23 protein-coding genes, 1 other RNA gene and 2 pseudogenes are annotated in these 25,525 nt (G+C 69.7%); 17 read left to right on the top strand and 9 right to left on the bottom strand.

Translation table 11 applies throughout. From position 1 onward, the window contains the following. Positions 1 to 217: 217 nt before the first annotated feature. A complete protein-coding gene (locus ABH926_RS04840; RefSeq protein ID WP_370364112.1) occupies positions 218 to 640 on the bottom strand; it encodes a hypothetical protein in 423 nt (140 codons plus the stop codon). Between ABH926_RS04840 and ABH926_RS04845 the strand changes: the two genes are divergently transcribed. Further along, complete coding sequence (locus ABH926_RS04845; RefSeq protein WP_370364113.1) at positions 618 to 1,112, top strand: hypothetical protein; 495 nt, start codon at positions 618 to 620, stop codon at positions 1,110 to 1,112. The genes ABH926_RS04840 and ABH926_RS04845 overlap by 23 nt on opposite strands. A 254-nt stretch (positions 1,113 to 1,366) precedes the next feature. On the opposite strand, the gene ABH926_RS04850 is transcribed toward ABH926_RS04845, so the two are convergent. Both ABH926_RS04850 and ABH926_RS04855 read right to left on the bottom strand, forming a co-directional pair. Next, positions 1,367 to 2,683 (bottom strand): Nramp family divalent metal transporter, encoded by a 1,317-nt coding sequence (locus ABH926_RS04850; RefSeq protein WP_370364114.1) that lies wholly within the window; start codon positions 2,681 to 2,683, stop codon positions 1,367 to 1,369. After that, positions 2,680 to 4,038 carry a magnesium transporter MgtE N-terminal domain-containing protein gene (locus ABH926_RS04855; protein ID WP_370364115.1) on the bottom strand — a complete coding sequence of 453 codons (1,359 nt, stop codon included), beginning with the start codon at positions 4,036 to 4,038 and terminating at the stop codon, positions 2,680 to 2,682. Before ABH926_RS04855 ends, ABH926_RS04850 begins: the two co-directional genes overlap by 4 nt. Before the next feature lie 565 nt (positions 4,039 to 4,603). Between ABH926_RS04855 and dnaK the strand changes: the two genes are divergently transcribed. From dnaK to ABH926_RS04900, 9 genes are all read left to right on the top strand, one after another. Further along, on the top strand, positions 4,604 to 6,520 hold the full coding sequence (gene dnaK / locus ABH926_RS04860; RefSeq protein ID WP_370364116.1) for a molecular chaperone DnaK: 1,917 nt from the start codon (positions 4,604 to 4,606) through the stop codon (positions 6,518 to 6,520). Positions 6,521 to 6,531: 11 nt separating this feature from the next. Beyond that, on the top strand, positions 6,532 to 7,086 hold the full coding sequence (locus tag ABH926_RS04865; RefSeq protein WP_370364117.1) for a nucleotide exchange factor GrpE: 555 nt from the start codon (positions 6,532 to 6,534) through the stop codon (positions 7,084 to 7,086). A 6-nt stretch (positions 7,087 to 7,092) separates the two neighbouring features. After that, a complete protein-coding gene (locus ABH926_RS04870) occupies positions 7,093 to 8,046 on the top strand; it encodes a DnaJ C-terminal domain-containing protein (protein ID WP_370364118.1) in 954 nt (317 codons plus the stop codon). Positions 8,047 to 8,096: 50 nt separating this feature from the next. Further along, positions 8,097 to 8,429, top strand: a complete 333-nt coding sequence (locus tag ABH926_RS04875) for a chaperone modulator CbpM (protein WP_370364562.1) — start codon at positions 8,097 to 8,099, stop codon at positions 8,427 to 8,429. Next, on the top strand, positions 8,420 to 11,098 hold the full coding sequence (clpB, locus tag ABH926_RS04880; protein WP_370364119.1) for an ATP-dependent chaperone ClpB: 2,679 nt from the start codon (positions 8,420 to 8,422) through the stop codon (positions 11,096 to 11,098). The genes ABH926_RS04875 and clpB overlap by 10 nt, the downstream gene beginning before the upstream one ends. After that, entirely contained in the window at positions 11,092 to 11,574 is a 483-nt protein-coding gene (trxA, locus tag ABH926_RS04885) for a thioredoxin (protein WP_370364120.1), read from the top strand. Before clpB ends, trxA begins: the two co-directional genes overlap by 7 nt. Beyond that, positions 11,571 to 11,837 carry a UBP-type zinc finger domain-containing protein gene (locus ABH926_RS04890; protein ID WP_370364121.1) on the top strand — a complete coding sequence of 89 codons (267 nt, stop codon included), beginning with the start codon at positions 11,571 to 11,573 and terminating at the stop codon, positions 11,835 to 11,837. The genes trxA and ABH926_RS04890 overlap by 4 nt, the downstream gene beginning before the upstream one ends. Then, complete coding sequence (locus ABH926_RS04895; protein ID WP_370364122.1) at positions 11,834 to 13,516, top strand: FAD-dependent oxidoreductase; 1,683 nt, start codon at positions 11,834 to 11,836, stop codon at positions 13,514 to 13,516. Before ABH926_RS04890 ends, ABH926_RS04895 begins: the two co-directional genes overlap by 4 nt. Positions 13,517 to 13,655: 139 nt before the next feature. After that, positions 13,656 to 14,789 (top strand): VIT1/CCC1 transporter family protein, encoded by a 1,134-nt coding sequence (locus ABH926_RS04900; RefSeq protein WP_370364123.1) that lies wholly within the window; start codon positions 13,656 to 13,658, stop codon positions 14,787 to 14,789. 184 nt (positions 14,790 to 14,973) lie between these two features. On the opposite strand, the gene ABH926_RS04905 is transcribed toward ABH926_RS04900, so the two are convergent. After that, positions 14,974 to 15,285 carry a winged helix-turn-helix transcriptional regulator gene (locus ABH926_RS04905; RefSeq protein ID WP_370364124.1) on the bottom strand — a complete coding sequence of 104 codons (312 nt, stop codon included), beginning with the start codon at positions 15,283 to 15,285 and terminating at the stop codon, positions 14,974 to 14,976. 138 nt (positions 15,286 to 15,423) lie between these two features. On the opposite strand from ABH926_RS04905, the gene ABH926_RS04910 reads away from it, so the two are divergent. Further along, entirely contained in the window at positions 15,424 to 15,876 is a 453-nt protein-coding gene (locus tag ABH926_RS04910) for a hypothetical protein (protein ID WP_370364125.1), read from the top strand. 5 nt (positions 15,877 to 15,881) lie between these two features. Beyond that, positions 15,882 to 16,457, top strand: coding sequence for a class I SAM-dependent methyltransferase (locus tag ABH926_RS04915; RefSeq protein ID WP_370364126.1), 576 nt, complete (start codon positions 15,882 to 15,884; stop codon positions 16,455 to 16,457). A gap of 454 nt (positions 16,458 to 16,911) precedes the next feature. Here the strand turns inward: ABH926_RS04915 and ABH926_RS04920 are convergent, their stop codons facing one another. Together ABH926_RS04920 and ABH926_RS04925 are read right to left on the bottom strand one after the other, a co-directional pair. Next, positions 16,912 to 18,354 (bottom strand): sensor histidine kinase, encoded by a 1,443-nt coding sequence (locus ABH926_RS04920; protein ID WP_370364127.1) that lies wholly within the window; start codon positions 18,352 to 18,354, stop codon positions 16,912 to 16,914. Then, positions 18,347 to 19,027 carry a response regulator transcription factor gene (locus tag ABH926_RS04925; protein WP_370364128.1) on the bottom strand — a complete coding sequence of 227 codons (681 nt, stop codon included), beginning with the start codon at positions 19,025 to 19,027 and terminating at the stop codon, positions 18,347 to 18,349. Before ABH926_RS04925 ends, ABH926_RS04920 begins: the two co-directional genes overlap by 8 nt. A gap of 123 nt (positions 19,028 to 19,150) precedes the next feature. On the opposite strand from ABH926_RS04925, the gene ABH926_RS04930 reads away from it, so the two are divergent. After that, the gene (locus ABH926_RS04930; RefSeq protein WP_370364129.1) at positions 19,151 to 20,389 is read left to right on the top strand and encodes a mannosyltransferase family protein; all 1,239 of its coding nucleotides are present in this window, start codon (positions 19,151 to 19,153) and stop codon (positions 20,387 to 20,389) included. Positions 20,390 to 20,511: 122 nt separating this feature from the next. Here the strand turns inward: ABH926_RS04930 and ABH926_RS04935 are convergent, their stop codons facing one another. Then, the gene (locus ABH926_RS04935) at positions 20,512 to 20,676 is read right to left on the bottom strand and encodes a hypothetical protein (RefSeq protein ID WP_370364130.1); all 165 of its coding nucleotides are present in this window, start codon (positions 20,674 to 20,676) and stop codon (positions 20,512 to 20,514) included. Between the two features lie 247 nt (positions 20,677 to 20,923). Next, positions 20,924 to 21,323, bottom strand: an RNA gene (gene rnpB, locus ABH926_RS04940) — RNase P RNA component class A. Positions 21,324 to 21,425: 102 nt separating this feature from the next. Between rnpB and ABH926_RS04945 the strand changes: the two genes are divergently transcribed. Together ABH926_RS04945 and ABH926_RS04950 are read left to right on the top strand one after the other, a co-directional pair. Continuing rightward, entirely contained in the window at positions 21,426 to 21,779 is a 354-nt protein-coding gene (locus ABH926_RS04945; RefSeq protein WP_370364131.1) for a VOC family protein, read from the top strand. Positions 21,780 to 22,177: 398 nt separating this feature from the next. Further along, a pseudogene (locus tag ABH926_RS04950) lies at positions 22,178 to 22,672 on the top strand (IS701 family transposase); the annotation flags it as partial. Between the two features lie 347 nt (positions 22,673 to 23,019). Here ABH926_RS04950 and ABH926_RS04955 read toward each other — a convergent pair. Further along, positions 23,020 to 23,451, bottom strand: a complete 432-nt coding sequence (locus ABH926_RS04955; RefSeq protein WP_370364579.1) for a hypothetical protein — start codon at positions 23,449 to 23,451, stop codon at positions 23,020 to 23,022. Between ABH926_RS04955 and ABH926_RS04960 the strand changes: the two genes are divergently transcribed. Next, positions 23,375 to 24,082 carry a L,D-transpeptidase gene (locus ABH926_RS04960; RefSeq protein ID WP_370364132.1) on the top strand — a complete coding sequence of 236 codons (708 nt, stop codon included), beginning with the start codon at positions 23,375 to 23,377 and terminating at the stop codon, positions 24,080 to 24,082. The genes ABH926_RS04955 and ABH926_RS04960 overlap by 77 nt on opposite strands. A 160-nt stretch (positions 24,083 to 24,242) precedes the next feature. After that, a pseudogene (locus ABH926_RS04965) lies at positions 24,243 to 25,352 on the top strand (IS701 family transposase). The last annotated feature ends 173 nt before the right edge of the window (positions 25,353 to 25,525 follow it).

The raw sequence follows: 25,525 nt of genomic DNA on the forward strand, positions 1-25,525 counted from the left end.
CCTCCAGGCGGGTGCCGACGTATCGGCCACGTTGGACACGTCGACCTGGTCGTTCGTGGGGGGCGACGTCGGTGTCCGTCTGCCAGCGGCCGCCCCTAGCGGTGCGGTGGCACTCGGCGATGTCGCGCCTCGCCGCTTCCCCCAGGCTGCCACCGCAGGGAGGGATCCGCTCGTCCACCCGTTCGGCAGCACGCCGCGCCTGTGGGACGGGGCACCCCTAGCAGGCTGAATGTGCGGTGGCCTCGTTCTGCTTGGACCAAGCCTTCCGTCTCACCTGCTGGTGCCGGCGCCAGGATTCACAGGAGTCGAAGCCCGCTTGAAGACAGCTCTCATGAATGGCAGCGACGCTGGGCGAAAGCGCAAGATGAACCAGAGGAGCCGCGATCATGATGCCGAACCGAGCGAGGAAGTTGATCATGGTGACCGTGCCGGTGACTGCGGCGCTCGGGATATCCGCTTGTTCCGCCGCGTCCTCCTCATCGACGGCTGCCGCGGCGCCGTCGGCGACAGCGGGGGCCGCCGTGCCGGGTAACGCCAGCAGCCACAGCCCTGTAGGCGGGGGATCCAATGCACGGTCTGGACCTGCCGTGGGTGGATCGTCCGGCACCGTGGCCGGCGTGTCGCAGTCGGGCTTCACCATGGCCACGGCGACGGGTCAGACGGTGAGCATCAACGAGGCGGCCTCAACGACCTACCTCAACGGGGCGAACCCGGCCTCGGTGAGCGCCATCACGACAGGGGAATCCGTGCTCGCCCTCGGGACGGTCAACGGAACGACGATCGCCGCCACGCAGGTCGTCGTGCAACCGGCAGGCACCGGCGGATCTGCGGCTTCGACGGCGGCAGGGGTGGTGCCGTTCCTGCAGGGCGCACCGTCGACGTCGAAGCAGGTCGGGCAGATCCCGGCGAACTACAGCGAGGGATCGGGAACGATCGTCAGCGGAACAGCCGCCGACAACGCGACGCAGGCCGCGCTGGCCGCGTATCCGGGCGGCGTCGTCGACCGCGTCGTACAGCTGAGCAACGGCGAGTATGAGGTCCACAACATCGGTGTCAACTGGCCGCACCACGTCTTCGTCACCCAGGACTTCAAAGTCGTCGGCGCCAACTAGCCGCGTTGACTATCGGGACGCCACGACGAGGCGTTCAGCACCTCACAGACGTTCGCGCCGATCATCGGGCGTCAGGGCCCTGCGAGGCCAGACCGAGGTCTTCACCCTCAGGGTACGCAGTCGGCCATTTCCGCGAATGCCCGGCCGGTTTCCGGTTCGCAGGCGGCGGGACGCGTCAGCGCCGGTTTCGGCCGTGGTGCTGTGCTGAAAGGGGATGCTGTCATCGCCACAGTGGCCGTCCGGGAGTCAGCGGGTCAGCCGATGCCGAACCAGCCGAGGACGGTCACGGCCAGCGCCGCCGCCGCCATGATCGCGACGATGACCACGCCTGCCGTGGCGACCGCCCGGAACACCGGGCCGTTGGCGGCGGCGCCGAGCAGGCGTTTGCGGTTCGCCAGGATGAGGACGTAGGTCAGCAGGATCGGGGTGATGATCCCGTTGAGCAGCTGGGCGTTGATCAGCAGCCGGATCAGGTTGCCGGGGATGAGGGAGATCGCAGCGCCGATCAAGATCTGTGCCGTGAACAGGCCGAGGAAGAGCGGGGCTTCACGGAAGCGCCGGCCCACGCTGCGTTCGGCGCCGATGGCCTCGCTGATCGCGTAAGCGGTGGACAGTGGTACGACGGCGGCGGCCAGGGCGGAGGCTCCGAGCAGGCCGATGGCGAAGAGTTGCTCGGCGAAGCGCCCGGCGACTGGTTCGAAGGCCTGGGCTGCCTGCGAGGCAGAGTCCAGCGGGGCGCGCACCGTGATCGCGGCGGCGGTGGCGATGATGATGAACATGCTGATCAGGTCGGAGAAGATGGCGCCGCCGACAGTGTCGACGCGCTCGGCCTTGTACTCGGCCGGGCCGATGCCTTTGTCGGCCACCGCACCGGCGACGTAGAACTGCATGTACGGGGTGATGGTGGTACCGATGAGGGCGACCGACAGCAGCAGGAAGTCCTTGGACCCGATCAGGTGCGGCCACACCGTATTGCTGGCCGCCTGGCCCCAGTCTGGATGGGAAAGCACCGCGGCGACCGGATATGCCAGGAACGCCAGCGACAGGATCAGGAACAGCCGTTCGGCGTACCGGTAGGACCCGAACACCACCAGCGCCCAGATCGCGACCGCGGCGATCGGCACCGAGGCGTAGCGGCTGACCCCGAGCAGGTCCAGCGCCGCGGCGATGCCGGCGAACTCGGAGACCGCCAGGCCCAGGTTGGCGACCAGGAGCGCCACCATGGCGAAGGCTGTGATCCGGATGGAGAACTGCTCCCGGATCAACGACCCCAGGCCCTCGCCGGTGTAGGCGCCCAGGCGGGCGCACATCTCCTGCACGACGACCAGCGCGACGGTGACGATGAGCATCACGAACAGGGTGCGGTAGCCGAACTGCGCCCCGGCCGAGGCATAGGTGGCGATGCCACCGGCGTCGTTGCCCGCGTTCGCCGCGATCAGACCGGGGCCGACGAACGCCAGCGCCGCGAACAGCGTGCGCCGCAGACTCCTGCGACGCCCGGGCGCAGGCTGCCCACCCGTGGCCTGTCCGCCGGCGGCACCCCCGTCGGCGGTCTCGCGGCCCGTCGTCACGACAGCACCCGCGGGAAACGGATCCGGCCGTGCTCGGGCATCAGCATGTCGATCACGTCGTCGGCCAGGATCCGGCCCACCGGCCGCTCCTGGTCGTCCAGGACCAGCACCGACATGCGGCGTGAGTGGATGAACCGGTCGGCGATCTCCCGCACGTCGGAGTCTGCCGGGACGGTCACGGGCCACGGCGGGCCGACCAGGTCGGCCATCACCGTGTCCGGATCAGCCAGCAGCAGCTCGCCCAGCGGCACATCGTCCACCAGCCGCCCGTCGGCGTCCACGATCACCACCGAGTCGATGTCGGCGATGTGCGCCTCGTGCTCCGCCAGCACCTCGCGGACCTGCGTGACGCTCTGATCCGGCCGGACCCGCACCACCGTTGTGGTCATCGACCCGCCCGCGCTGTGCTCGTCCTGGGCCAGCAGCACCCGCAGCGCCGCCCGCGGCGACTCCGGCATGCGGGCCAGCAGCTCGTCCCGCCGGTCCTCATCCAGGTCGCGCAGGGCGTCGGCGGCCTCATCCGGCTCCATCCGGGCCAGCAGCGCTGCGGCCTCGCCCGGATCGGTCTCGCTGAGCAGTTGCTCCAGCTCATGCGGCCGCATCTCCTCCAGCGCGTCGGCCGCCGACTCCGGGTCCATCAATCCCAGCAGCTCCCGGCGCTCGGTGCGGCCCAGGTCTTCCAGCAGCTCGGCCAGCTCGGCGGGGTGCAGCAGGCGCAACTCGCTACGAGAGGCGGCCAGTTTCACGCCGCCGTGGCCGGCGCCGGTGCCGAACGCCTGCACGTCCGACCAGTCGATCACCTTCTCCGGGCGCACCCGGTCCCGCAGCCGGGCCGGGCCCAGCCGCCTGCCCAACGTCCGCAAACCGGTGTCCATCCCCACCAGGCGCAGCTGCCCCTGGGCATCCGTGGTCAGATACAGATCCGAGGGCCGCACGACCCGCACGCCCTCGATGTCCACCAGCTGGTGATCCAGCACGTCGGCGGCCAGCGCCGCCTCCCCGACGCGCTCTGTGAACTCGCGGAGATCCAGCCGTGCGCTGCGCAGATGCACCGCGTCCTGCCCCACCCGCCCCACCGCGTCGTACGGCACCCGGGAGCGCAGCCGGCCGATCTGCGCGACCAAGCCGGTGATCGCCGGGTAGGCCTCCTGGCCGTCCCAGCGGGCGAGCAGGTCCACGACCCGGCCGATCGGGTCTCCGGCCTGGTTGACCACCGGCTTGCCGACCAGCCCGGCCAGCGACACCAGCGCCTCACGCACGGTGCGGGTCTCGGAGAGCCGCTCACGGGTGGAGCGGCGGCGGGCTGCGAGGGGAACCGAGGCCAGCGAGCGGGACAGTCCGCGACGTGCCATCATCGGCCCCTTCCATCGAACGCGGATATCACCGGCCCCGGCGGTAACAATCAGGCAGTGCGATCAAGGTATCGCAGGATCGACCGGGGCCGTCCGATCCGGCGGCGAATGCCAAGTGGCCGTCGGTCGAGGTCGGAGGGGCGATTCCTGCCTGCGCCTGCCTCGACCAAGCCACAAGGCTCTGTATCGCCGTGACGTTGACTGTCAGGGGTGCCTGGTAGCGGTAGCCCGGTGACAGAGCGCTGAGTAGCCCCAGCCGATGGCCACCACGCCGGCCTCAAGCGCGAGCTGCTCACGCCCTCCGTCGCTTCCGGCGCCGTACCGGGCTCCAGGCCTCCCACCGCGGTCTGGCTGCTGCGTGAGCTCGGCCAACGCCTCAGGTCTCAGGCTCTGCCCGCTGTCGCCCAGGTCGGCCGTCGTGTCGAACCGTGACCGGCTCGCGGGGGTGTGCTCACGATGATAGGAACGAAGGTGTCGCATTTATTGCGACTTGTACGGTAACGGCATCATATGAGCATGCCCTACCGGGGCGTCTCACGCCGGGCCGACCTGGGCAAGGAGCGTCCCCATGGCGAAAGCGGTAGGAATCGACCTAGGCACGACCAACTCGGTCATCGCGATCTGGGAGGGCGGCGAGCCGACGGTCATACCGAATGCCGAGGGCTCGCGGACCACGCCGTCCGTGGTGGCCTTCACCGAAGACGGCGAACGCCTGGTCGGGCAGCTTGCCCGGCGCCAGGCGATCCTCAATCCCAAAGGCACGGTCTATTCCGCCAAGCGCTTCATCGGCCGGCACTTCGACGAGGTGTCCGACGAGGCGAAGGCAGTCGCGTTCGACGTGGTCGAGGGGCCCGGCGGGACGGCCCGGATCGACGTGCGCGGCAAGCTGTACGCGCCCGAGGAGATCAGCGCCCTGGTGCTGCGCAAACTCGCCGAGGACGCGTCCAAATCGCTCGGCGAGCGGGTGACCGAAGCGGTGATCACCGTGCCGGCGTACTTCAACGACGCCCAGCGGACCGCCACCAAGGACGCCGGGAAGATCGCCGGGCTCGAGGTGCTGCGCATCATCAACGAGCCGACCGCCGCGGCCCTGGCCTACGGCCTGGACAAGAAGGGGCACGAGACGGTTCTCGTCTTCGACCTGGGCGGCGGGACCTTCGACGTCAGCCTGCTGGATGTGGGTGACGGTGTGGTCGAGGTGCGCTCCACCGCCGGCGACAGCCATCTGGGCGGCGACGACTTCGACCGGCGGCTGGTCGACTATCTGGCTGACGGTTTCCAAAAGGCCAACGGGATCGACCTGAGGAGCGACCCGCAGGCGCTCCAGCGGTTGTTCGAGGCGTCCGAGAAGGCCAAGACGGAGCTGAGCTCGGTCTCCCAGACCCAGGTCAACCTGCCGTTCATCACCGCCGACGCCGCCGGCCCCAAGCACCTGACCGAGACGGTGCGCCGGTCGACCTTCGACCAGATCACCGCGGATCTCGTCGAGCGCTGCCTGGGCCCGGTCCAGCAGGCCATGGAAGACGCGAAGGTCACCGCGAGCGACATCGACGAGGTCATCCTGGTCGGCGGCTCGACCAGGATCCCCGCGGTGCAGGCGCTCGTGAAGCGTCTGACCGGCGGCAAGGAACCCAACATGTCCGTCAACCCCGACGAGGTCGTCGCGCTCGGCGCGGCCGTCCAGGCCGGGGTGCTCAAGGGCGAGGTGAAGGACGTCCTGCTGCTGGACGTCACGCCGCTGTCACTGGGCGTGGAGACCCAGGGCGGCGTCATGACGAAGATCATCGAGCGGAACACCACCATCCCGGTGCGCCGCTCGGAGGTCTTCTCCACCGCCGACGACAACCAGAGCGCGGTGGACGTGGTCGTGCTGCAGGGCGAGCGCGAGGCCGCGGCCGACAACCGCGTGCTCGGCCGGTTCCGGCTGGAGAACATCCGGCCGGCCCCGCGGGGCGAGCCGAAGGTCGAGGTCACGTTCGACGTGGACGCCAACGGCATCCTCAACGTCAGCGCGAAGGACAAGGACACCGGCGCGGAGCAGGGCATCACGATCAGCGAGGGCTCGAACCTGGATCCCGCGGAGGTCGAGCGGATGGTCGCCGAGGCCGAGCGCAACCGGGCCCAGGACCAGAGCCTGCGCCAGGCCGTGGACGCGCGCAACGAGCTGGACGCGGTCGCCTACCAGGTCGAGAAGCGCCTGTCGGAGCTCGGAGACGACGCGCCACAGCACGAACGGGCCCGGGCCGAACTGCTCATCGGCGACGCACGCGAGGCGGTCAAGGACCAGGCACCGCTGGACCGCGTCCGCACGCTGACCTCGGAGCTGCAGCAGATCTACCAGTCCCTCGCCAGCCGCCGGGCCGGCGGCGATGGCGGGGCAGGCGGCGACAGCGGGGCCGGCGGGACGAGCGCCGGCGGCCCGGACGCCACATCGGCCGGCGGCGGGGACGACGACGTCATCGACGCAGACTTCGACCGGAGCTGAGGGGCGTCGCCATGGCCCGCGACCTGAACACACCAGAGGGCGGCGACATGTCCGGCGACGAGGCGGACGCCGCCCGGGACGGGTCTGGCGGTCAGGAGACCGCCACCGGGCAACCGTCCCCCGACGCCCTGGCAGCCACCGTGAAGGACCTTGAAGACCGCTGGCGCCAGGCACTGGCCGACCTGGAAAACACCCGCAAGCGGCACGCTCGTGAGCTGAGCCAGGCAGCCGAGGCCGAGCGCCGCCGGGTCACGCTGGCCTGGCTCCCGGTGGTGGACAACCTGGAGCTCGCCCTGGAGCACTCCGAGGCCGATCCGGGGGCCCTCATCGACGGCGTGCGGGCGGTGCGGGATCAGGCGGTCACCCTGCTCGCCTCGCTCGGCTATCCGCGCGACGACGAGACCGGCGTGCCGTTCGATCCTGTTCGCCACGAGGCGGCCGGCATGGTCGACGAGCCCGACGCCCCGCCCGGAACCGTCGCCAAGGTGTTGCGGCCGGGCTACGGCGAGCCGCCCGACCGCCAACTGCGTCCGGCGACCGTGCTGGTCCGCCGCAAGCAGGAGTGAGCCGTCATGGCCCGCGACTACTACGAGGTGCTGGGCGTCCCGCGGGACGCGAGCGCGCAGGAGATCCAGCAGGCTTTCCGGAAGCTCGCCCGCCGTCTCCACCCCGACGTCAACAAGGACCCGGCCGCGGAGGAGCGGTTCAAGGAGATCAACGACGCCTACCAGGTGCTGTCGGACCCGAAGACCCGCGCCCGGTATGACCGGTTCGGTCCGGACTTCCGGCAGATCCCCGAGGATTACGACGAGCGGGTCGCCGCGGCCCAGGCGGCCCAAGGCGCCCGCACCAGCGGGTTCGGGCGCGGTCGTGCCGGTGCCGGTGCCGGTGCCGGCGCGGGCTTCGGCGGCGCCGGCTTCCAGGGTTCCCCGGTCGACTTCGAGGACCTGTTCGGCAGCATGTTCGGCGGCCGGGGTGCCGGGCGGGTCGCCGGCGCGGACCAGACGGCCGACCTGGAGCTGAGCGTCGAGGAGGCGTTCCACGGAGGCCGGCGCAAGATCACCATCGGGGGGCCGGGGGGTGGGCGCGAGTACGGGGTCGACATCCCGGCCGGGGTCGTGGACGGTCAGCGCATCCGGCTGGCCGGGCAGGGCGGGCGCGGGTACGGCGATGGGCAGCCCGGCGACCTCTACCTCGTCGTGCACATCAAGCCGCACCGCCGTTACCGGCTTTCCGGCCGGGACATCACCGTGGATCTGCCGGTCAGCCCATGGGAGGCCGTGCTGGGCGCCACCGCGCCGGTCGCAACGCCTGCCGGGATGGCCAAGGTCGTGGTCCCCGCGGGTTCCTCGACCGGCCGGAAGCTGCGGCTGCGGGGCGAGGGCATGCCCAACCCGAAGGGTTCGCCCGGGGACCTCTACGCCGAGGTCCGGATCATGGTGCCGTCCTCACCCACCGATCGGGAGCGGGAGCTGTTCGAGCAGTTGGCTGCCGTCTCGGACTTCGACCCGAGGAGGCGGACATGACTCCCCGCCAACAGCCATTCGGGGGACCCGGTGACCAGGCCGGTTCCGAAATGCGCTTCCCGATGATCGTCGTCGCGCACCGGAGCGACCGCGCTCTGCTGAGCCTGGAGGAGGTCGCGCGCCGGGCTGGGGTCCATCCGCAGCTGATCAGCCGCTTCGTGGCACTCAGCCTCGTCGACGCACGCCGGGACGTGTCCGGACGGCTCTGGTTCGACGCGCGCGCCCCGGCGACTGTCGCCCGGGCACTGCGGCTGCACGCCGGACTCGGCCTCAACTACGCCGCCCTCGGACTGGTCATGGACCTGCTCGACCGGATCGAGCGGTTGGAAGCCGAACTGCGCCGCGCTGGGCGCCCAGGTAAGGAGCAGACGCCGTGGACATGAACCGCCTCACCCAGAAGTCCCAGGAGGCGCTGCAGGAGGCGCAGACCGTCGCCGTGCGGCTGGGCCACACCGAGGTTGACGGCGAGCATCTGCTGATCGCCCTGCTCGACCAGCCCGAGGGTCTCGTGCCCCGGCTGCTGGACCAGGCCGGCGCCGATATCGAGAGCCTGCACGCGGACCTGAGTGCCGACCTGGCCAAGCGTTCTCGCACGACCGGGCCCGGGACGGCCCCGGGCCAGGTCGTCGTCACCCAGCGGCTGTCCCGGCTCCTGGACACGGCCGAGCGCGAGGCCAAACGCCTCAAGGACGAGTACGTCTCGGTGGAGCACCTGGTCCTGCCGCTCATCGAGGAAGGCTCTGCCACCTCCGCCGGGCGTCGGCTGAAGGAACGCGGAGTGACGCGGGACAGCTTCCTCAAAGCCCTGGCACAGGTGCGCGGCAACCAGCGGGTGACCTCGGCCACCCCCGAGGGATCCTACGAGGCGCTCGAGAAGTACGGGCGCGACCTGGTCGCCGAGGCGCGCTCCGGCAAGCTCGACCCGGTGATCGGCCGGGACGCCGAGATCCGCCGCGTCGTCCAGATCCTCAGCCGCAAGACCAAGAACAACCCGGTGCTCATCGGCGAGCCCGGCGTCGGCAAGACGGCCATCGTCGAAGGACTGGCCCAACGCATCCTGCGCGGCGACGTGCCTGAGGGGCTGCGTGACAAGACGGTGTTCAACCTGGACATGGGCGCCCTGATCGCCGGGGCCAAGTACCGAGGGGAGTTCGAGGAGCGGCTCAAGGCGGTGCTGTCGGAGGTCAAGGCCGCCGAGGGCCGGATCCTGCTGTTCGTCGACGAGTTGCACACTGTGGTGGGCGCGGGGGCGGCCGAGGGCTCGATGGACGCGGGCAACATGCTCAAGCCGATGCTGGCCCGCGGCGAGCTGCACATGATCGGGGCCACCACTTTGGTGGAGTACCGCAAGTACGTCGAGTCCGACGCCGCCCTGGAGCGCCGCTTCCAGACCGTCATGGTCGACGAGCCCACCGTCGAGGACGCCGTCTCGATCCTGCGGGGGCTGCGTGAGCGTCTGGAGATCTTCCATGGCGTGAAGATCCAGGACGGCGCGCTCGTCGCCGCGGCGACCTTGAGCCACCGCTACATCACCGACCGTTTCCTCCCGGACAAGGCCATCGACCTGGTCGACGAGGCATGCGCCCGGCTGCGCACCGAGATCGACTCCATGCCGGCCGAACTCGACGAGCTCACCCGCCGGGTCACCCGTCTGGAGATCGAGGAGGCCGCGCTGGCCAAGGAGAAGGACCGTGCCAGCCAGGACCGCCTGGCGGACCTGCGCCGCGAGCTCGCGGATCTGCGCGCCGAGGCGGACTCCAAGCGCGCACAGTGGGAGGCCGAGCGGCAGGCCATCCGCAAGGTCCAGGAACTGCGCCAGAAACTGGAGCAGGCCCGGCAGGAGGCCGAGCAGGCCGAGCGCGCCTACGACCTGAACCGGGCCGCCGAACTGCGCTACGGGGAGATCGCCGAACTCGAGCGGCGGCTGGTGGCCGAAGAGCAGCAGCTGTCGGCGAAGCAGGGCCAGACCCGCCTGCTGCGCGAGGTGGTCACCGCCGACGAGATCGCCGAGATCGTCTCGGCCTGGACCGGTATCCCGGTGTCCCGGCTGGAGGAGGGCGAGCGGGAGAAGCTGCTGCGGCTGGACGAGATCCTGCGCCAGCGGGTGATCGGCCAGGACGAGGCCGTCGAGCTGGTCGCCAACGCCGTCATCCGGGCCCGTTCCGGCATCCGCGACCCGCGCCGGCCGATCGGCTCGTTCATCTTCCTGGGCCCCACCGGGGTCGGTAAGACGGAGCTGGCGAAGACCCTGGCCGCGGCGCTGTTCGACAGCGAGGACAACATGGTGCGGCTCGACATGAGCGAGTACCAGGAGCGGCACACCGTCAGCCGTCTGATCGGCGCGCCTCCCGGCTACGTCGGCTACGAGGAGGGCGGCCAGCTGACCGAGGCCGTGCGCCGCAAGCCCTATTCGGTGGTGCTGTTCGACGAGGTGGAGAAGGCACACGCGGACGTCTTCAACACCCTGCTGCAGGTCCTCGACGACGGCCGGATCACCGATTCCCAGGGACGGACCGTCGACTTCCGCAACACCGTGATCATCATGACGTCCAACCTGGGCTCGCAGTATCTGCTGCAGGGCGCCACCGCCGACGGCGAGATCAAGCCGGATGTCAGGGACCTGATCATGCGGGAGCTGGGCGGCCACTTCCGTCCCGAGTTCCTCAACCGGGTCGACGACGTGGTCATCTTCCGGCCGCTCGGCCTGTCCCAGATCGAGCGGATCGTCGACCTGCTCTTCAACGATCTGCGGCGGCGCCTGGCCGAACAAAGGGTCACGCTGCGCCTGACCGAGGAGGGCCGCCGCCTGATCGCCGAGCAGGGCTACGACCCGGTCTACGGCGCCCGGCCGCTGCGCCGTTTCATCTCGCACGAGGTGGAGACGAAGATCGGCCGCGCGCTGCTGATCGGCGGAGTCCATGAGGGAGTGACCGTGGTGGTGGACGCCAGCGGTGGGGAGCTGACCGTCGGCTTCCAAGAGACGGACGAGGGCGACACCGGCTACTCAGAGCCGGAGCCAGAAGACCACACCGAAGAGAGAAGCGCATGGTGAGCGCCGCGGCCAGGGTGGTCCGCTGCCCGAACTGCCAGAAGAACAACAGGGTTCCGGCCGCGGCCGAGGGGCGGCCCAAGTGCGGCAACTGCCATCACCTGCTGCCGTGGATCGCCGACGCCGACGACGCCAGCTACGCCCAGGTCGTGGAGAAGGCGGGCATCCCGGTGCTGGTGGACATGTGGGCGACCTGGTGCGGCCCGTGCCGGATGGTGAGCCCGGCGCTGGAGAAGGTGGCCACCGACCTGGCCGGCCGCATCAAGCTGGTCAAGGTCGACGTGGACACCTCCCCTCAGCTCTCCCGGCGTTTCGACGTCAAGGCCGTGCCCACGCTGCTGGTGACCGACCGGGGCGTGGTGATCGCCCGGCAGTCCGGGGCCGCTCCCGCGCCGGTGCTGCGCCAATGGGTGGATCAGGCCCTCGCGAACCGCCGCCCGGCGGACGCCGGCGCCCCGGACTCCGGGGGCGTCTCGTGAGCCCGGCCCTGCCCGACCCGCACCTGGCCCTGGTTCGGCCCGTCACGCCGCGCACGCCGCAGGGCTGCGAGGAGTGCCTGCGGCTCGGCACGCCGTGGGTGCACCTGCGGTTGTGTCTGACCTGCGGGCAGGTCGGGTGCTGCGACTCCTCACCGATGAAGCACGCCCGAGCTCATGCCTACGCTGCCACGCATCCGATCGTCCGTTCCCTGGAACCGGGCGAGGACTGGCGCTGGTGCTACATCGACGAGGCCTATGTATGAGCACCGCGACCGAGACGCCGGACCTCGACGGCGCGTTCCCCCGGCTGACCGACTCACAGATCGCCGTCCTCGCCGCCCGAGGCGAACGCCGCCCGGTCCGGGCCGGAGACGTGCTGTTCCGGGCGGGGGAACCTGTCGGCCACTTCTTCGTCGTGCTCGCCGGCCTGGTCGCGATCGTCGACGACCACGGCGCGGACGAGGGCGTCGTCCGGGTGCACGGCCCCGGCCGGTTCCTCGGCGAGATCGGGCTTTTGGAGGGTCAGGCCTCGTTCCTGACCGCGGTGGTGCGCGAACCCGGCGAGGTACTGGCGGTCCCCGTGGCCGAGCTGACCGCACTGCTGGCCCGCGAGCCCGAGCTCGGCGACCTGGTGCTCCGGGCCTATCTGAACCGTCGCTCGCTCCTGCTCGGGGAGGGCACCGGACTGCGGATCATCGGCTCGGCGTACTCCCCCGACACCCGCCGGCTGCTGGCCTTCGTCGCCCGCAATCGGCTCCCACACCGCTGGATCGACCTGGAGCAGGACAGCGGCGCCGAGGCCCTGCTGCGCAGGTTCGGGGTGACCGCCGCGCAGACCCCGGTCGTGGTCTGGGGCGGCGACAAGGTGCTGCGCAATCCGACCAACGCGCGCCTGGCCGAGCTGGTCGGGCTGCGGGCGCCGGTGCCGCAGGACGCGGTCTGCGACCTGCTGATCGTGGGCGCCGGCCCGGCCGGTCTGGCCGCCGCCGTCTACGGCTCCTCTGAGGGCCTGGCCACCACGGTGTTGGAGGCGGCTGCCACTGGCGGCCAGGCGAGCACGTCGTCCCGGATCGAGAACTACCTCGGGTTCCCGTCCGGGATCTCCGGAGCGCAGCTCGCCGAGCGCGCGGTGGTCCAGGCGGCCCGATTCGGCGCCCGGCTCACCGTCCCCGCGGCCGCGGTCGCGCTCGACCTCCGGGACGACGGCCACTACGCCGTCCGGCTCGACGACGGCGGCGAGATCGCCGCACGGACGGTGGTCGTGGCCACCGGGGCGTTGTACCGACGCCTTGAGGCACCGGGCTGTCGGGCACTGGAGGGGCTGGGCATCCACTACGCGGCGACCGCATGGGAGGCCAACCTGTGCCGGTCTCACCCGGTGGCCGTGGTCGGCGGCGGGAATTCGGCGGGTCAGGCCGCCGTCTTCCTGGCCGCTCAGTCGCCCCACGTCTACCTGGTCGTGCGGGGTGACAACCTGTTGACGGACATGTCCCGCTATCTCGTCGACCGCATCGAGTCCGACCCCCACATCGAGGTGCTGCTGCACAGCGAGGTACGCGCCGCGGAAGGCGACAAGGCCATCACGTCTGTGGTCGTCGAAGACAACCGCACCGGCGAACAGCGGACGCTGCCAGTCGGAGCGCTGTTCGTGTTCATCGGAGCGAAGCCCGGCACCGAGTGGTTGGCCGGCACCCTGGCCCTGGACGACCGCGGCGCGGTACTCACCGGCCACGCCGCCGCCGAACCCGGCCGCGCGCAGCGCTGGCGGCATCTGGCCCGCGAGCCCTACGTACTCGAGACGAGCCGACCAGGAGTCTTCGCGGTCGGCGACGTGCGCAGCGGCTCGATCAAGCGCGTCGCCTCGGCCGTGGGGGAAGGGTCGATGTCCGTCCGCCTGGTGCACGAATACCTGCGGGAGACAGGAGCTTCGGCCGATCGGTGACCCAGGCACGTTCCTGATGCGGTCACCCGTTTGCAACGCGAGAGGCGGGCCCGGCTCGGCGCTGGAGGGGGTCGCACGCGGCGAGCTGTCGGCGCAGGTCGACCCCGACGTGGGCCTGGAGAGTCGAGGTGAGGTCGGTATGAACACGGGTGCAGAATCAGCCGCCGAACGGATACGTCACTGGCGGGACCTGCTCGCGAGCGAGCGGGACGCCGAGGCGCTGTACTCACGGCTCGCCGAAGCCGAATCTGGGGAGCGACGCAAGATCTTCGAGGAACTCGCGGAGATCGAACACAAGCACGCGGCCCACTGGGCGGCGAAGCTGCGCGACGCCGGCGCTGAGGTGCCCCCGCCGGGACGGCCCAGCCTGCGCACCAGACTCCTGAGCGCGGCGGCGCGGCGACTGTCGACGCAAACGGTCCTGCCGATGATCGAGCGCGCTGAACGGGCCGACGCCGGCGTCTACGACCGCGACCCCGACGCCGCCCCCGGCATGGCCGCGGACGAGCGCGGCCACGCGCGTACCCTGTCCAAGCTCATCGACGGCGGCAAGCCCGATCCGCGCAAGCAGATCGAACGCCGCGAGGGCTGGCACCGCGGCGACCGCTCCGGTGCGCTTCGCGCGGGGGTGTTCGGCGTCAGCGACGGCCTGGTCTCCAACACCGCGCTGGTCATGGGATTCGCCGGCTCCGGCTCCTCGCACAGCGCGATCCTGCTGGCCGGCATCGCCGGACTGCTGGCCGGATCGTTCTCGATGGCCGCGGGCGAGTTCGTCTCGATGTCGAGCCAACGCGAGATGTACGAGCGCGAAATCTCCCTCGAAGCCCAGGAGCTCGAGGAGAGCCCGGAGGAGGAGCACGCCGAACTGGTACTCCTCTACCGGGCCAAGGGCCTGGGGAAGGACGAGGCGGAGCGCATCGCCGACCGGATCATGGCCGACCGCAGCGTGGCGCTGGACACGCTCGCCCGCGAGGAACTCGGCCTCGACCCGGACGCGCTGGGCTCTCCGTGGTCGGCGGCGGTGTCCAGCCTGCTGACGTTCGCGATCGGTGCCTTCGTCGTGGTCCTGCCCTATCTGATCGGCGCGGGCACGGCCGCCCTGGCGACCGTCATCACCCTGGCCATACTGGCGATGTTCGCCGTGGGCGCGGGAATCGGCGCGCTCAACGGGCGCTCCGTGCTGCGTTCGGGCTTCCGGCAGGTCCTGGTCGGCGCGCTCGCCGCGGGCGTCACCTACGCGGTCGGCCGGTTGATCGGCACCTCTGTGTCCTGATGTGAAGGCCCACCCGCGGTTGGGTGACTTTCGCCGTCGGGAGATCTGTTGTTGACGGTGAGCGTCGGTGACCTCGGCAGGGGGTGGCTCCAGGTCCTCTCGGGCGTCGCCCCGACAGGCGCAGGTCCGGGTGAACCCGGCTTCCCGGCGGAGTTGTTCCTCTGTCGAGGATTGGTAGTCACTGTCAGAGCTCGGCCAACGGGGTCCCTCCGGACCAGGCGGCTAGCGCGTTGATAACCGGTTCAACCCCGCGGCCGCGCTCGGTCAGCGTGTACTCCACGCGCGGCGGAATCTCCGGGTAGATCAGCCGCTGCACCATGCCCTGCTCCTCCAGAGCGCGCAGCCGGTCGGTGAGCGTCTTGGGGCTGATACCGGTCAGCGACTCGCGCAGCTGCGAGAAGCGCTTGGTGCCCCGCAATAGGTCACGCAGCACCAGCATGGTCCACTTCCCGTCCAGGACCGCCACGGACCGCGCGACCGGACAGGTCTCGTCCATGCACTCCCGCTTCATTGCATCACCCCAGGTCAAAGACAATAGTTCACAATCTGAAATTAGGTTACTCTTTGACAATCGACTACGCCACCCGCCTACCGTCACGGCAAGACGCTGCTACGGAAGATGGAGGTGGCTCCCATGCGAGCCCTACGCATCACACTGATCACCATCGGCATATTTCAACTTGCCCTCGGCGCCCTGTTCCTGGCCGCGCCGAGGGGAACCGCGAGCCTGCTCGGTCTCGCCCCCGCGGCGCCGACCTGGGCGAACTGGCTGTTCACGATGATGGCCGCCCGCTTCCTCGGCTACGCCTACGGCATGTTTGTCGCCGCTCGCGACCCGCAGCACCACCGAACATGGATCGACACCATGATCGTCATCCAGGCGATCGACTGGATCAGCACCCTGACCTACCTCACCACCGGTGACGTGACCCTGCGCCAGGTCACCACGGCATCGTTCATGCCTGCGCTGTTCATCGCGGCGCTGCTGCGCTACCGGCCCCACCGAATCCCATCGACCGACCCCTCGACGGCCGAGCCCTCAACGTCCACGACATCCACGACGTCGGCACAGATCGCCCGAGGCTGACCGCGATGCGTACCACCTACCGCGCCCTCTACCGCTTGGGCATCACGCCCTGGGACACCGAGGCGATCCCGGCGCCGCTGGCCGCAATCGTGGAAGGGCCCACCGCGCTGCCACCGGGGGTGGCGGTCGATCTCGGCTGCGGCACCGGCCGTCAAGCCGTCTACCTGGCCGCCAACGGGTGGACGGTCACCGGGGTCGACGCCACGCCACAAGCCCTGGCCGCCGCCCGTGCCCGCGACGCCGCAGGCACGGGCGAAACCGGCCGGATCCAGTGGCGGCTCGCCGACGTCACCGACCCGGCCCAAGTCAATCCCGGCGGCAGGATCACCGGAACCGCCACACTGGTACTGGACAACGGCTGCCTGCACGGCATCGCCGAGGCGCTACGGCCCGGCTGGGCGGCCACCGTCCAAACCCTGGCCGCGCCTGGATGCCTGCTGCTGATCCGCGGGGTTCCACGCCGACGTCGCAGCATCGGCCCGACCGGACTCGCGCCGGACGAGCTTCCCGACTTGCTGGGCACCGGCTGGGACCGCCTGCTCTCCCCCGCCCCGGTATGGCACTGCTACACGCGCCGCTGATGTGCCGCGCGACTGCCAGAACCGGCAGGTCCCCTTCAAACTGTCCGAACCATCGGGAAAGGGGTGGGCTCCGTTCAAACCGCCCCGCAGGTGGGCCCCAGTCGGACCGTCGAAGTAGGCCCCGACACCACCGTCGAAATCAGCTGAGGCGGTCCGCCGCTTCGACTCGGTGGGATCAGCCCCGCGTGCGCGGGGTTCGTGGCTGTACCCGTGCCTTGAAGATCCATGACCAGGTTGCGGGCCCCGCTTCGGCCTGGGTGCGCACTGGCGGCGCAACCTCTTGACAGTCGACCCATGCCTCACCGGCGGCGACTCGTTGCGTCTCCTGCCACAGGCGGAGCATCTCCAACTGCTGGACGATCTCGTCAGTGAGTATCAAGTTGCGGGTGGTGGCGTCGGACTTCGGTGCCTTGACCTATGCAGCGCAGGCTGCTGTGGCCGCTGGTGACGCTGCTCAGCGTTTTGGCGAGCAGGTGTCCGCCCTGTTCCTGGAATAGGTGGCTGGCGCGACCGGGAGACAGATGGTGAAGGTCGGTCCTGAAGCTGCGAGGGTCAGGGCGCCGCCGTGGTGTTCGGCGATCGCGCGAGCCAGGGCGAGGCCGAGGCCGGTGCCGCCGGCGTCGCGGCTGCGGGATTCGTCGAGCCGGGTGAAGCGTTCGAAGATGCGCTGGCGGTCGGCGGTGGGGATGTCGGAGCCGTCGTTGTCGACGGTGATCAGGACTTGTCCGTTCTCCGCGGCGATGGTGACGGCGACGCGGCTGGCCGCGTGGCGGGTGGCGTTGTCGAGCAGGTTGCGCAGCAAGCGGTTCAGTTCGCTGCGGTTGCCGCGTACCTGGCCGGTTGTGTGGATGCTGAGTGTGTAGTGCGGGCCGCTGGTGTGGGTGTGGCGGTATTCGGTGAGTAGGTCGTGGGCCAGTTCGGCGGGGTCAACTGGTTCGGTGTGGCGGGGCTGGTCGCCGGGGCGGGCCAGGTAGAGCAGATCCTCGGCAAGGGTTTGTAGGCGGCGGACAGCGGCCAGGGCCTGGCCGGTCGTGGTCGGCCAGTCGGTGTGTTCGGGGTGGGCCAGGGAGACTTCGAGGTTGGTGCGCAGCGCGGCGATGGGGCTGCGTAGTTCGTGGGCGGCGTCGGCGACGAAGCGGCGCTGCTGTTCGGCGGAGTGCTGGAGCCGGTCCAAGGTGGCGTTGGTGGTGACGGCCATGCGGGATATCTCGTCCCGGGCGGGTGGGACCGGGACTCGGCGGTCCAGGTGGTGTTCGCTGATCGCGGCCATCTGGGCGCGGATCGCCTCCACCGGACGCAGCGCGCGGCTGGTGGCGGCCCAGGCGATGACGCCGACCAGCAGCGCGGCGGCGGGAACGCCGAACCACAGTGCCGGGTCGACCGCGGCGCGGGCGGCTTGTGCATCGAACGGGGTGACCAGGACGTAGACGGTGTAGACGCCCTCCGGTTCGCCCGGGCCTTGGGATCCGGTCACGTAGGCGGCGGCGCCGACGGCGGCGAAGGTCCGCCCGGCATAGGCCGGGTCTTTGGCGGCGGGGGCCACGTGGACCGTCCCGGACCCGCTCCAGTCCACCCAGTCGACGTGATCGGGCCAGGGAAGGCCCACCATAGCGGGCTGCTGGTCCGAGAGTGGGTCGCCGAGGCGCACGACGTCGCCGGAGGGGTTCAGCACCACCGACGGCAGGGCGGCGGTGTCGGCGTGGATCTTCTCCAAGCCGTGCGGCGCGGTGAGTCGGCTGGCGATGGTGCGGGCCTGGAACTGCGCGGTGGTGCGCCCGGCGGCCAGGCGGGAGTCGTAGACGTGCTGGCGTAGAAACAGCGCGCCGATGCCGAGCAGCGTCAGCGCCGCGAGCCCGGCGGCCAGGGCGGTGCGGGCCCGAGTCGCCGGCCTACGCATCGGCGTCGTCGGTCAGGCGGTATCCGATGCCGCGTACGGTTTGCAGGCTGTGCCGTCCGAACGGGGCGTCGATCTTGCGGCGCAGAGCACTGATGTAGACCTCGACGATGGTCGGCTCGCCGGTGTAGGCAAGGTCCCAGACCTCCTCCACCACGGCCCGGCGGGTCAGGGCCTGGCCGGCGTAGCGGGCCAAGCACAGCAGGACGTCGAATTCGCGAGCCGTGAGCTCGACCGGCTGCTCGCCGCGGCCGGCCCGGCGCCCGGCCGGGTCGATCCACAAGTCCCCGACCCGCAACAGCCTGCCCTCGGCCCCGCCGCCACGGCGGATCAGTGCACGCAGCCGGGCCAGCAACACCACGTAGGCGAAGGGCTTGCGCAGGTAATCATCCGCGCCGGTGTCCAGCGCCTCGGCCTCGTCCCACTCCCCGTCCTTGGCCGTCAGCATCAGGATCGGCGTCTGCACGCCCGCCCGGCGCAGCTCGGCGCACACCCGGTAGCCGTTCAGTGCCGGGAGCATGATGTCCAGGATGATCGCCTGGTAGTCGTGGCGGCGGGCCAGCCGCAGGCCGGTGGCGCCGTCGCCGGCCACGTCGACCGTCCAGCCCTCCGACTCCAGGCCCCGGCGCACGGCCGAGGCCACGTCCGGGTCGTCCTCGACCACCAGCACATCCATCGATCAAGGATCGCACGGATTCCGGATACCCCTCCTGAAACGATCTTCAGGAACTTCAGGGTCTGTTCAGCGCGGTTCGCCGATTCTGCTCCGTGTCCCACCACCGCAGCAGAAGGAGTGATCATGCTGTCGACGCAGATGGTGACCGACATCACGCAGGACACCCAGGCGCCGGTCAGGCCCGAACCCCGGTCCCGAATACCCGCCGACGGCCGCACCGGCGCCCCCACCCGCGCCTGGGCCGCGCATGGCTGGGTTGCGCGCGCCCGCACAGTGGCCGGACCGGCGGTTATCGTCTACACCGCGACGACCGCGCTGCACCTGCTGATCTTGTCGGTGATGATCCGGCCCGGCGGGCCCAGCCTGACCGACCGGCTCACCGCCTGGGACGGCCTACGCTTCGTCCAGATCGCCGAGCACGGCTACCCCCACGGCATGGACAGTCTGGCCGACGGCAGCAACCTGGCCTTCTTCCCACTGTTCCCGCAGCTGATCCGGATCGTCCACGCAGCCTCCGGACTCAGCTGGGCGGTCAGCGGCATCCTGGCCGCCCACCTGTCACTGGCCGCCGCGCTCATCGTGATGCACGCGCTGCTGAGCCGCCTGTACGACCGGCGCACCGCCACCATCGCCATCGTGCTGCTGGCCGGCGCCCAGCCGATGTCGCTGGTCTTCTCCATGGCCTACAGCGAGTCGCTGTTCCTGGCCTTAACCGCCGGGGCGCTCCTGGCCCTGCACAAACAAGCCTGGCTGAGCGCCGGCGTACTGACCGCGTTGGCCGGACTGACCCGCCCCGCCGGCGCCGCCGTGGTCCTGGCGATGGCCGTCGCCGTCGTGCTCCATGCCCGCAAGCACCGCCACCTACCCGGACGCGCCGTTGCGGGCCTCGCCCTGGGCTGCACCGGGGTGCCGCTGTTCATCGGCTGGGTCGGGCTGCGCTCCGGACAGCTCAACGGCTGGTTCACCATCCAAAACGCAGGCTGGGGCACCAAATGGGACTACGGCCGGCAGTTCCTGACCGACCTGCGCGACACCCTGGCCCTCAGCAACGAGTTCATGGCGGTCTGCACCGCCATCGTGACCGTCGCCCTGATCGTCATCGCCATCGCCGCGTTCCGCCGGCACACCTGGCCGCCGCTGCTCGCCTACGGCGCCGGCATCCTGATCCTGACCCTCGGGCAATCCAACTACTTCCAGTGCAAACTGCGCCTACTCATCCTGGCCCTGATCTTCCTGCTGCCACCCGCCCGCAGCCTGGCCCGGACCGACAACCGCACCGTCGCGATGGCCCTCATCCCCGCCACACTGTTCGGCTGCTGGTTCGGTGCCTTCATGCTCACCACCTGGCACTACGGAATCTGACGAGATCGATGCTCTGGTACCAGCTACCGCAGAGCCGGCAACTGAGGAGTAGGCGCCGCAGCTGCGGCGGTAGCCGCGGTTAGGCGATGCCGCCTCCGCCGTGCCGGGATGAAGATAGCTTGCTACGGTGCCGTGATGCTCTTGCCGACATCGACGAGGCCGCAGCCTTCGCCGGCGTTCGGCACCTTCACGAAGGGGAACGAGCAAGTTTCTGTGCTATCGAGTTTGCTGTGCGGGAGTGGCTGCGCTCCGTCACGCTCGTCGCCGTGGTAACGGTAGGCGGTCATCAGCAAGGACATGGACTGGCGGCGACGCGGCGCCCTGACGAACGCCCCTGATGAACGCGTCAGGCTAAAGATGCTTCCTTCCCCGGGCCGGCCCAGGGTCACGACGTTCAGCAGGGTTCCGGATCTGTGCAATACCGGATCTGTGCAATATCTGTGGCCGCGAGTACAGGGACGCGCCGTCGGAACCGTTCGGCGACGGCGGGGAAGGAGCGCCGCACACGAGACTCGACCTGTTTTCGCAGGTCAGGCGGCGAGTCGGCTGATAAGCCGGATTCTGTCCCGCACTGCCGTGCCGAAGCACCGCGGTGCGGTGGCGACCATCCATCTAGGGCGCGCGTTGCCGCGTGCCTCGTGCGGTCTACCCGCAGGCTCGGGCGGACCGCCCTCGAACACCTGCGCAGGCCTGGTTTCCCAGGCCCTCTTGACCTTGCTCCGGGTGGGGTTTACCTAGCCGCCCGGGTCGCCCCGGGCGCTGGTGAGCTCTTACCTCACCGTTTCACCCTTACCCGCCTGACGGCGGGCGGTCTTTTCTCTGTGGCACTGTCCCGCGGGTCACCCCGGGTTGGTGTTGCCAACCACCCTGTCCTGTGGAGTCCGGACTTTCCTCGACACCGGTCGCCCGGTGCCGCGATCGCCTCGCCGACTCGCCGCGCGTTCAGTATACGGGGGCGGGTACGCGGCGGGTCGCCGGGCCGGTGTGGGTCAATCGAGTTGCTGGAAGTTCCGGCGGAGCCGGAACAGTGGCGCCCATGACTGTCATACGCCACATCACTTTGGACGCGAACAATCCCTACGAGCTCGGCAAGTTCTGGGAGTCGGTGCTCGGCTGGCCGATGGACCCCGAGTGCGCTCCCGGCGACGGCGAGGTGCTGCTGGTGGCGCCCGAGGGCCTGCCCGGGCTGCTGCTGATCGAGGTGCCGGAGCCGAAGAGCGCCAAGAGCCGCATGCACTTCGACCTGATGCCGCAGACCACCCGCGACGAGGAGTTGGCCCGCGTGCTGGGGCTCGGCGCGAAGGTGGTCGAGGACCACCGCAAGGCCGACGGTGCCGGGTGGGTCTGGTGCGAGGACCCGGAGGGGAATGTCGGTGCAGACCGGAGCTAGCCGCGGGAGATCGCACGACCGTTGGCGCGGTGCGCGTTCCGATGTGCTCGACCGTGGTCTCTCCGCGAGAGCGGAGGTGGTTCACAGCAGACACGCACGTGGGCATCGCCCATGTCGGTCTCTCCGCGCAGGCGGAGGTGGTTCGCCGCACTGGCCACAGCCGGACGGGCCGAACTCGGTCGCTCCACGCAGGCGGAGGTGGTTCGTACTCGGATTGGTTTGGCGAGTGGTCCGACTAGTACTCCAGCTGACGTTCGTTGCTGGTGTGGCTGGAGGGGCTGGCGAGACGTGACGGCCACCGCTATTCATCGTGGTTTGTGAAGTCAACGAAGAATGCTGCGGTGGCCGTCGGCCGCACTCTAGACCCTGGTGGAGCCGAGGCGCTTTTCAGGGAGTTGATGGGATTGGTGGCCGGCCGGTTCGGACGGGTCGAGCCACGCCGGACCGCCGAGCGGATGGTGCGGGGCCTGCTGGCCGAGTTGCCGCGCAAGAACTGCTGGACGATCGCCGAGCAGGTCGGGGACGCCTCCCCGGCGGTGATGCAGTCCTTCTAGTCTCGCGGCGCATGGGATCACGACGGAGTCCGGGACGACGTGCGAGACCTGGTCGTCGACCGTCTGGGCGCCGGCGGGACGCTGGTGCTGGACGAGACCGGCGATGCGAAGAAGGGTGCGCACACGGTCGGCGTGCAGCGGCAGTACTCCGGCACCGCCGGTCGGATCGAAAACACTCAGGTGACCGTGTGCGCGGTCTGGGCCACGTCGCACGGGGCATCGTTCGTCGACCGCGAGTTGTACCTCCCGCGGTCCTGGACGGATGATCCCGACCGCTGCCGGGCCGCCGGCCTGCCGGAAGACCTGCAGTTCGCGACCAGAACGCCCGTCCGGTGTCGTCATCTGCCAGCCTGTTCGGGGCGGTCTGAGTTGGCCCGGGTGTGGCGGTTTGAAGTGGCCCGGGCGGTTCTGGCGTCGGGTTGATCAGGTGGTGGCTTGAATTGGCCCGGGGTGCTACGGCTTCGAGGTGGCGGTCTTCTGTTGCCGGGCCTTGGTCTGCGCCATGTGGTCACTGACCACGGGTCAGCATCGTCCAGCTTCCCAGGCTGCTGTGAGCCTGGCGCGGGTGTCGCATCGCTCCGTCACCACCTGTGCCGTTCCTTGCCGTCGCACTGGAATCTTTCCGATTTCCTTAGCAACCCGAGCCGCAGACCGTGCGTCATGAGTAGCGACAGCACTGAAGAGAGTCATGTAGGGGGAACCGCGGTGGGGAACAAGTTCGCTGGGGCGGCGGTCGCAGGGTCGCTGCTACTGCTCGCTGGATGCGCTAGCACGGCTGCCACCAAGGACGCCACTGCTGCCTCGTCCTTGCCTGCATCCGAGACTACGACAGCGGTTCCCTCAGCGACGACCACGTCGTCTACCACCTCGTCGGCCGCGCCGAGCACGGTGCCCAGTACCACCACCGGGTCGACCTCTACGGCTCCGACGCCGAGCACGTCTGCCGTGCCGACCACATCCTCCTCCCCTTCGGCCGGAACGGTCGCGCTGCCCTCTATATCCTCGGTGACACCGGACAACGGTTCCAAGGTCGGCGTCGCGATGCCAGTCCGCGTCAACTTCGGCTCCGCGGTGGCGTCGACGAACCGCGCCGCGATCGAGAGGGCGATGAAGGTCACGACGACGCCGCACGTCGACGGCGCGTGGTCCTGGGTCGACTCGACCACGGTCGACTTCCGCCCGCAGGGCTTCTGGCCGGCCGGTACCAAGGTCTCCGTCCAGTTCGGCTCGACCAGCCGCACGCTGGACTTCTCCATCGGTGACGACCACGAGATCGTCGTCGATGCGACGACGCACATGATGAGCGTCTACGAGAACGGCACGTTGATCAAGAAGTTGGCCAGCGGCACGGGCAAGCCAGGCGATGCCACCTACGGCGGCACGATGGCCATCATGGACATGGTCCCGCACATCGAGATGACCTCGTGCGCCATCGGCCTCCAGTGCACCAAGGGCGGGCCCGGGTGGTACGACCTCCAGACGTACCACGACCTGCAACTCACCGACAGCGGCACCTTCATCCACTCGGCGTGGTGGGACACCTCGCTGGGTAAGGCGAACGTCTCGCACGGCTGCGTCCACCTCTCGGAGGCCGACGCGGCGTATCTGTGGAACATAGTCCAAGTCGGAGACCCGGTGACGATCAACGGCACCAACCAAAAGGTGAGCCAGTCCAACGGCTACGCTGACTACACGCTGTCGTGGTCGCAGTGGCTGTCCAACTCCGCTGCCGGCGTCCAGATGTTCTAGGTACTCCAGCTGACGTTCGTTGCTGGTGTGGCTGTAGGGGCTGGCGAGACGCGACGGCCACCGCTATCCATCGTGGTTTGTGAAGACAACGAAGAACGCTGCGGTGGCTGTCGGCCACACCTTAGACCCTGGACGTGCCCAAGGGTTGTTCAGGGACCTGATGGGACGGGTCGCCGGACGGTTCGGCCGCATTGAGCCGCGCCGCACGTGCGAGCGGATGGTGCGCGGGCTGCTGGCGGAGTTGCCGCGCAAGAACTGCTGGACGATCGCCGAGCAGGTGGGAGACGCGCCGCCTGCGGTGATGCACCGGTTCCTGTCCTGCGGAGCATGGGACCACGACGGGTCCGGGACAACGTGGCCCGGTCCGTGGTCGACCAGCTCGGGTGCGACGGTGCGGTGCTGCTGCTGGACGAGACCGGGGACGTCAAGAAGGGCACCCACACGGTCGGAGTGCAGCGGCAGGACTCCGGCACCGCCGGACGGATCGAGAACTCGCAGGTCGTGGTCGCCGCAGCGTGGGCCACGCCGCGCGGAGCGGCGTTCATCGACCGGGAGCTGTATGTCCCGGCGTCCTGGATTGATGATCCCGGCCGGTGTGCTGCGGCCGGATTGTCCGACGGCCTGCAGTTCGCCACCAAACCCGCGCTAGCGCTGCTCCTGGTCGAGCACTCCCTTGCCGCCGGGCGTCATGCGGGCTGGGTCGCCGCCGACGAGGTCTATGGCAACGACCCGACCCTTCGCGCCGGCCTGGAGCGGCACCGGATCGGCCATGTGCTGGCGACTTCACGCTCCATGCGGATGCCGATCGGACCTGCCCGGATCCGAGCGGATGCGCCGGCCGAAGCGCTGCCTGAACACTGCTGGCAGACGCGGCCCGCCGGCACCGGCGCGAAGGGTCCGCGCTGGTATCAGCGGGCCTACCTGCACTTAGACGACCCCGAGCCACCGGTTGTCGGGCAGCGATACCTCCTGGTCAGGCGTAGCCCCACGACTGGCGAGACGGCGTTCTACCGGTGCTGAGCCCCGACATCGGTCGGCTTGAACGTGCTGATCCGCACCGCCGGGGTCCGCTGGAAGATCGAGGAGGCGTTCCCGACCGGAGGTCAACCTGATCCCGCTGACCCGCAACGAGATCGCCCACCTCCTGGCCGTCATGCACAACCAGCCGCACCCGACCGAACACCGACTGCACTGGTCAACATGGCGACGACGCCACCAACACACCGCACAGCGATGCCACTACCAGCGACGACAAGCCACACCGCTATGACACATCTCGAACGTCAGCTGGAGTACTAGGTCGTACTAGGTCTCTCCGCGCAGGCGGAGGTGGTTCGAATTCCTCCTCGACCTACGTCGGTAGCGAGGGGGTCTCTCCGCGCAGGCGGAGGTGGTTCCGGTCCCTACCCAGTCTAGGGCTGGGGGTTCCAACAGCACGGCAAA

The organism is Catenulispora sp. GP43 (genome assembly GCF_041260665.1).
Taxonomy (GTDB): domain Bacteria; phylum Actinomycetota; class Actinomycetes; order Streptomycetales; family Catenulisporaceae; genus Catenulispora.

Coding starts and splice junctions, on each gene's coding strand:
- ABH926_RS04855 (WP_370364115.1), bottom strand. CDS start 4,038: ATGATGGCACGTCGCGGACTGTCCCGCTCGCTGGCCTCGGTTCCCCTC.
- ABH926_RS04920 (WP_370364127.1), bottom strand. CDS start 18,354: ATGCGTAGGCCGGCGACTCGGGCCCGCACCGCCCTGGCCGCCGGGCTC.
- ABH926_RS04935 (WP_370364130.1), bottom strand. CDS start 20,676: ATGACCGCCTACCGTTACCACGGCGACGAGCGTGACGGAGCGCAGCCA.
- ABH926_RS04910 (WP_370364125.1), top strand. CDS start 15,424: ATGCGAGCCCTACGCATCACACTGATCACCATCGGCATATTTCAACTT.
- ABH926_RS04865 (WP_370364117.1), top strand. CDS start 6,532: ATGGCCCGCGACCTGAACACACCAGAGGGCGGCGACATGTCCGGCGAC.
- dnaK (WP_370364116.1), top strand. CDS start 4,604: ATGGCGAAAGCGGTAGGAATCGACCTAGGCACGACCAACTCGGTCATC.
- ABH926_RS04875 (WP_370364562.1), top strand. CDS start 8,097: ATGCGCTTCCCGATGATCGTCGTCGCGCACCGGAGCGACCGCGCTCTG.
- ABH926_RS04945 (WP_370364131.1), top strand. CDS start 21,426: ATGACTGTCATACGCCACATCACTTTGGACGCGAACAATCCCTACGAG.
- ABH926_RS04840 (WP_370364112.1), bottom strand. CDS start 640: ATGGTGAAGCCCGACTGCGACACGCCGGCCACGGTGCCGGACGATCCA.
- ABH926_RS04905 (WP_370364124.1), bottom strand. CDS start 15,285: ATGGACGAGACCTGTCCGGTCGCGCGGTCCGTGGCGGTCCTGGACGGG.
- ABH926_RS04900 (WP_370364123.1), top strand. CDS start 13,656: ATGAACACGGGTGCAGAATCAGCCGCCGAACGGATACGTCACTGGCGG.
- ABH926_RS04930 (WP_370364129.1), top strand. CDS start 19,151: ATGCTGTCGACGCAGATGGTGACCGACATCACGCAGGACACCCAGGCG.
- ABH926_RS04915 (WP_370364126.1), top strand. CDS start 15,882: ATGCGTACCACCTACCGCGCCCTCTACCGCTTGGGCATCACGCCCTGG.
- ABH926_RS04870 (WP_370364118.1), top strand. CDS start 7,093: ATGGCCCGCGACTACTACGAGGTGCTGGGCGTCCCGCGGGACGCGAGC.
- trxA (WP_370364120.1), top strand. CDS start 11,092: ATGGTGAGCGCCGCGGCCAGGGTGGTCCGCTGCCCGAACTGCCAGAAG.
- ABH926_RS04960 (WP_370364132.1), top strand. CDS start 23,375: ATGCCAGTCCGCGTCAACTTCGGCTCCGCGGTGGCGTCGACGAACCGC.
- ABH926_RS04925 (WP_370364128.1), bottom strand. CDS start 19,027: ATGGATGTGCTGGTGGTCGAGGACGACCCGGACGTGGCCTCGGCCGTG.
- ABH926_RS04895 (WP_370364122.1), top strand. CDS start 11,834: ATGAGCACCGCGACCGAGACGCCGGACCTCGACGGCGCGTTCCCCCGG.